The sequence below is a fragment of the Marinicella rhabdoformis genome (genome assembly GCF_009671245.1).
Classification (GTDB): Bacteria; Pseudomonadota; Gammaproteobacteria; order Xanthomonadales; family Marinicellaceae; genus Marinicella; species Marinicella rhabdoformis.
Genome location: NZ_VTFS01000011.1, coordinates 1 through 4,324, shown reverse-complemented (window position 1 = coordinate 4,324; position 4,324 = coordinate 1). Strand labels below are relative to the sequence as shown.

Annotated in this window: 9 protein-coding genes and 1 pseudogene; 7 read left to right on the top strand and 3 right to left on the bottom strand. The window is 39.5% G+C overall.

Annotation, left to right across the window (positions count from 1 at the left end; translation table 11 throughout):
- The 3 genes from FET73_RS15020 to FET73_RS15010 all read right to left on the bottom strand — a co-directional run.
- Positions 1-131: fasciclin domain-containing protein (locus FET73_RS15020; RefSeq protein ID WP_179952329.1), on the bottom strand; the 131-nt coding region annotated here is incomplete at its 3' end.
- 254 nt (positions 132-385) lie between these two features.
- Positions 386-928 carry a hypothetical protein gene (locus FET73_RS15015; RefSeq protein WP_154224790.1) on the bottom strand — a complete coding sequence of 181 codons (543 nt, stop codon included), beginning with the start codon at positions 926-928 and terminating at the stop codon, positions 386-388.
- Between the two features lie 63 nt (positions 929-991).
- The gene (locus tag FET73_RS15010) at positions 992-1,321 is read right to left on the bottom strand and encodes a hypothetical protein (protein WP_154224789.1); all 330 of its coding nucleotides are present in this window, start codon (positions 1,319-1,321) and stop codon (positions 992-994) included.
- A 137-nt stretch (positions 1,322-1,458) separates the two neighbouring features.
- Here FET73_RS15010 and FET73_RS15005 point away from each other — a divergent pair, with 137 nt between their 5' ends.
- The 7 genes and pseudogenes from FET73_RS15005 to FET73_RS15580 all read left to right on the top strand — a co-directional run.
- On the top strand, positions 1,459-1,815 hold the full coding sequence (locus FET73_RS15005) for a hypothetical protein (RefSeq protein ID WP_154224788.1): 357 nt from the start codon (positions 1,459-1,461) through the stop codon (positions 1,813-1,815).
- A gap of 131 nt (positions 1,816-1,946) precedes the next feature.
- Positions 1,947-2,216: a hypothetical protein gene (locus FET73_RS15000; protein ID WP_154224787.1), complete on the top strand. Its 270-nt coding sequence runs from the start codon at positions 1,947-1,949 to the stop codon at positions 2,214-2,216.
- Positions 2,207-2,644, top strand: coding sequence for a hypothetical protein (locus FET73_RS14995; protein WP_154224786.1), 438 nt, complete (start codon positions 2,207-2,209; stop codon positions 2,642-2,644). The genes FET73_RS15000 and FET73_RS14995 overlap by 10 nt, the downstream gene beginning before the upstream one ends.
- Positions 2,645-2,734: 90 nt before the next feature.
- Positions 2,735-3,046 (top strand): transposase, encoded by a 312-nt coding sequence (locus FET73_RS14990; protein ID WP_154224785.1) that lies wholly within the window; start codon positions 2,735-2,737, stop codon positions 3,044-3,046.
- Positions 3,043-3,798: an IS3 family transposase gene (locus tag FET73_RS14985; protein ID WP_179952328.1), complete on the top strand. Its 756-nt coding sequence runs from the start codon at positions 3,043-3,045 to the stop codon at positions 3,796-3,798. The genes FET73_RS14990 and FET73_RS14985 overlap by 4 nt, the downstream gene beginning before the upstream one ends.
- A 12-nt stretch (positions 3,799-3,810) precedes the next feature.
- Positions 3,811-3,903, top strand: a pseudogene (locus FET73_RS15585) (hypothetical protein); the annotation flags it as partial.
- Positions 3,904-4,201: 298 nt separating this feature from the next.
- Positions 4,202-4,324, top strand: a 123-nt coding sequence (locus FET73_RS15580; protein WP_154224783.1) for a hypothetical protein, incomplete at its 3' end; no start/stop codon positions are given.

Below are 4,324 nucleotides of genomic sequence, written 5' to 3'. Positions count from 1 at the left end.
GGTTTCAATAATGATTCAATGGTGCCCTCTGGTAGTTTAGCAAAAGCTTCATCAGTGGGAGCAAATACTGTAAAAGGACCATCACCCTTTAATGTATCAACTAAGTCTGCTGCTTTTACTGCCGCGACCAAAGTATTAAAAAATAATCAAGAAAAATAATCAAGGACAGTCACCTAATAAGGTCACCTAATAAGAGGTTGAAATTAATTTTTCACCCTCTTTTTTTGTTGGAAAACAAGGTGAATTGATGTGATAAAGGCTGGTATTTTACTGGCTAAACGAGATTGACTGAGGATAAGTGGATTTTACAGTGTTTTGTCAGATTCAAGCCGAGCGGGATTGATTCACAGAAGTGAATGGAGTGATTCAATTTGTGAGGTTGCTTCTATTCGAGTGCAGGTTTTAGCCTAAAGCCCAGCTTCCATTTGGTCTTGGTTTTAGTGGAAAATTCTTTGAGTTGAGCAGCTGTTCCAACGGCTGAGAACCCAACAGATTTAAAGCCTTTGAGTTCCTCAAGCCACGTGTTAGGACTGATGCCTAACTGGTCGATGGTTTTTGCTGATTCTTTAGCAATAAAGCAGCGTTTATCGTCTCTGACACAACGTCCAGTTTCATCCACTAAATCTATGTAGCTTGAATGGTAATAGGGCAGGTCTTTATCACCTTTACCGAAGCTTGATAGCCATGTGCTTTTCTTGTCAATTCGTTCCTGAATAGAAGTGTACTCAGAATCCCCCAAAGCTTTAGCCATTCCTGCTCGAATTGGGTTTAAATCTACGTATGCCATACAGGTCAAAAGTGCGCGTTCATCAAGCAGGGCTTGGCATTTAAAGCGGCTTTCCCAGAAATGACCAGTGCACTTATCCTCCGCATTGGCCATGCGGGCGATATATTCATTGATTAGCTTCATATACCAAGAAACTGACATCAAACGAGCACGGTACTCAGTGACATACTCTTTGACTCTATTCAGCTCGGCCTCAGTGTTGATTTAACCTTTTAAATAGCGTTCGCAAAGTAGGGGTAATTCACACAGTCCTTGCCATGCCATCAACACGCGATTGGCTGGCCAATCTGACGAGTCTCCCACTCTTAAAACAATGTGAAAGTGGTTCAACATAATAGCGTATGAACAAACATCGATAGCAAACAATGAAGTGACGTACTTGATTCGTTCAATCAGCCATTGGCGACGGTGTTCAAATGATTTTCCAGTCAATGAATCCTCTCCACAAAGGAAGGCTCTGCGAACACATCGAGAGACTACATGGTAAAAACGAGTTTCTTCCAAACAAATTTGTTGATTTCGAGCAACTGTCATGAGATTTCTCCATCAAAAAATCACCATTTTGAGCTTTTCAATGAAAAAATTCCGCCCATGTTTTGCTATACAGCTGTAGGAAATTGACTACAATGTGTTGAAAGGTGCATGTCCTCAGTTTTCATTCTCAGTTTTCATTGTCCTCAGTTTTCATAGTGGGTGGCGCTACTTCTGTGTTGCGAGGTGGTAAGTTTGGCCATGGCTTTGCCTCAGCGGGAGCGACGCAGATGGCTTCGCCTGCTATCAGCAAAATAGCCAAAGGTAACCATGATTTTGCCGGAAGAGCGGCTCGAATCTCAGTTGCTGCCATTGTTGCTGGTACCATTTCTGATGCCACTGGTGGCAAGTTTGCCAATGGGGCGATAACTGGGGCATTTTCTAGGGCGTTTAATGATGATTATAGGCATAAGGCGAAAACTAATGTGGCGAAATTATTGCTCCAAGGAATGATCCCAGAAGAAAAAAGGTATTTTTTGAAATTGTTGAAGCATTAAAAACGGAAAGAAGGGTTGCAGAAGATAAATATACCTCTAATGAATATCAAAATAGGAAAATAGGTGCTGCTATAATTGGAGGACACTGGCATTGGGGATCAGGTTATGAAAAACCCGCAGCTAGTATCCCGATGGCTTTAACAGCAGAAGAAGGGAGAATAGCAGTTTACACAGAAGGATCATTTGTGAGAAAAATACATAATGGGGTTTCAGAAGGAAATGGTGTAAATTATTCCGACGTTGGAAGTGGCCAATATCCAATTGCTGGTGTAATAATTATAACCCCTACCATTGATAGAAAAAGGCCAGTTAGTTCGTATCAAGGGTATATGTCGAGAATAGCAACTAGGGCAAAAGCGCCAAGTTTTTTTATTACACAATGGAGTAATTTATGGTTTTAATCCGAAAGATTAGTATTTTAATTTTATTATGTTTTTTTAGTTTTCCGGCTATTGGAAAAAATAAAATAGATTTACAAAAGGTCAGCCTTATAGATTTACATGTTTACCCTGAAAAGTATCATGAAAAAACCATACATGTAGTAGGGTATTTAAGTGATATTCCACTGGCTTTGTATCAATCAAAAGAATATTCGAAGCTGTCAATCGGAGGTGATTCATTAATGGTATTAGACGATACACGTAATGGTGACCTGGTTGCTTCAAACTGTTCTGAAAATTATGTTTCCTTAGTGGGAGTAATTAAATTATCAGAAGAAACTAAAAGCAATAAAAAGTATTATTATATTGCTGATGTAAAAAGTGTAAAAATTAATGACAATAATAAATTGACCTATTGTTACAAAAAGAGAAGTAATCAAGCAAAGTAAACAAAAGAAAAATTAACAGGGACAGGCTGAACCTGCCATAGTTTGACGGATACATTTATTAGTAGACAATAGTCTATCAGGAGTATCCAAATGACAAGAAAAAGAAAACCATATAAAACTTTCACCAAAGAGTTCAAACTCGAAGCCATTCGAATGATGGATGAATCAGATCGTCCATCATCGGAAATAGCCACACAGCTTGGCATCAGACGTAATCAGCTATACAAGTGGAAAGAACAATTAGAAACCAAAGGAGATAAGGCCTTTACAGGTAAAAAAGGGCGACCACTAAAAGAAAACCAAAGTGAAACATCGAAGTTGCGCGAAGAAAATAAACGCCTTCGTGAGGAAGTTGAAATCTTAAAAAAGGCCGCCGTGTACTTTGCCAAAGAGCTCAAGTGAAGTACACGTTTATCCGAGCTGAATGCAAAAATCACTGTGTGAAAACGCTCTGTCATGTTATGGGAGTTTCGACCAGTGGTTATTATGATTGGTTTGATAGGCCTCTGAGTCAACGAGAACAAGACAATCAAAGATTACTGACCAAAATACGTTGTTTCCATAAATCCAGTCACAGTATATATGGTTCTCCACGCATTCAAAAAGACCTCATTGATGATGGCGAATTTGTTAGTCGTCAAAGGGTTGCTCGATTGATGAAAGCTGCGGGCATCCAGTCAAAAGTAGCCAAGAAGTTCGTTATCACGACGAACTCAAGGAGCACCATAGCACCTTCCCCTGATCGCCTAAAAAGGAACTTTAAGGCTGTTGAGAAAAATAAAGCATGGGTATCTGATACAACGTTCATCAGGACGCGTCAAGGCTGGCTTTATCTTGCCGTTATGATTGATTTATATTCAAGACAAGTGATTGGTTGGTCGATGTATGATCGCAATAACACCAAGCTGGTTGTCGACACGTTAGACATGGCTATATGGAGAAGAAATAAAGTTAAAGGAGCTATTGTGCATTCTGATCAAGGCAGCACCTATGCATCAGGAGATTATCAAAAAATGCTGAATGAGAATAAATTACTCCCTAGTATGAGCAGGAAAGGCGAATGCCATGATAACGCTGTGGCTGAAAGCTTCTTTGGCTCACTAAAAAATGAACTGGTTGAGCATGAAGATTATCGAACAAGAGCAGAAGCTTAACAAAGCCTTTTTCAATACATCGAAGTGTTCTACAATCGTCAGCGAAGACATTCATATCTGGGATATGTTAGCCCGGCTGAATTTGAACGGGCATCTGCCCATTAGTTATTGTGTCCGTTAAACTGTGGCAACCTCACACCTGTATTTATGATACTTCACTTAAAATATGCCAAGCACAACTTCCACTGTCTGATTCTCAGAAAAAACACAGAAGCGAGTACTTTTTCTCTGTTATTGCAAGGTGTTAAAAGGGTAGGTGATGAATAGATGTTCCATAAAAATACTATTTTGAATTTTCAATAAAAAAATTTCGCCCATAATCTGGAAACAGCTTGTAAGAAATTAACTACAATTTGTTGAAAGGAGTGTGTGTCCTCGATTTAACTCTGACTTGCGTCTGGAAATGCAAAAAATCATGCAAAATAATGCAGCAGTATTCAGAACTGGCGAAGTGTTACAAGAAGGTTGTGACCAGATTGCAGCCACAGCGGCTAAAATTGGTGATCTACACGTCAGTGATGAGACC

What these genes read in the sequence shown, in the direction of transcription:
- FET73_RS14990 (WP_154224785.1), top strand. Translation starts at nt 2,735, where the DNA reads ATGACAAGAAAAAGAAAACCATATAAAACTTTCACCAAAGAGTTCAAA.
- FET73_RS14995 (WP_154224786.1), top strand. Translation starts at nt 2,207, where the DNA reads ATGGTTTTAATCCGAAAGATTAGTATTTTAATTTTATTATGTTTTTTT.
- FET73_RS15010 (WP_154224789.1), bottom strand. Translation starts at nt 1,321, where the DNA reads ATGACAGTTGCTCGAAATCAACAAATTTGTTTGGAAGAAACTCGTTTT.
- FET73_RS15015 (WP_154224790.1), bottom strand. Translation starts at nt 928, where the DNA reads ATGTCAGTTTCTTGGTATATGAAGCTAATCAATGAATATATCGCCCGC.
- FET73_RS15000 (WP_154224787.1), top strand. Translation starts at nt 1,947, where the DNA reads ATGGCTTTAACAGCAGAAGAAGGGAGAATAGCAGTTTACACAGAAGGA.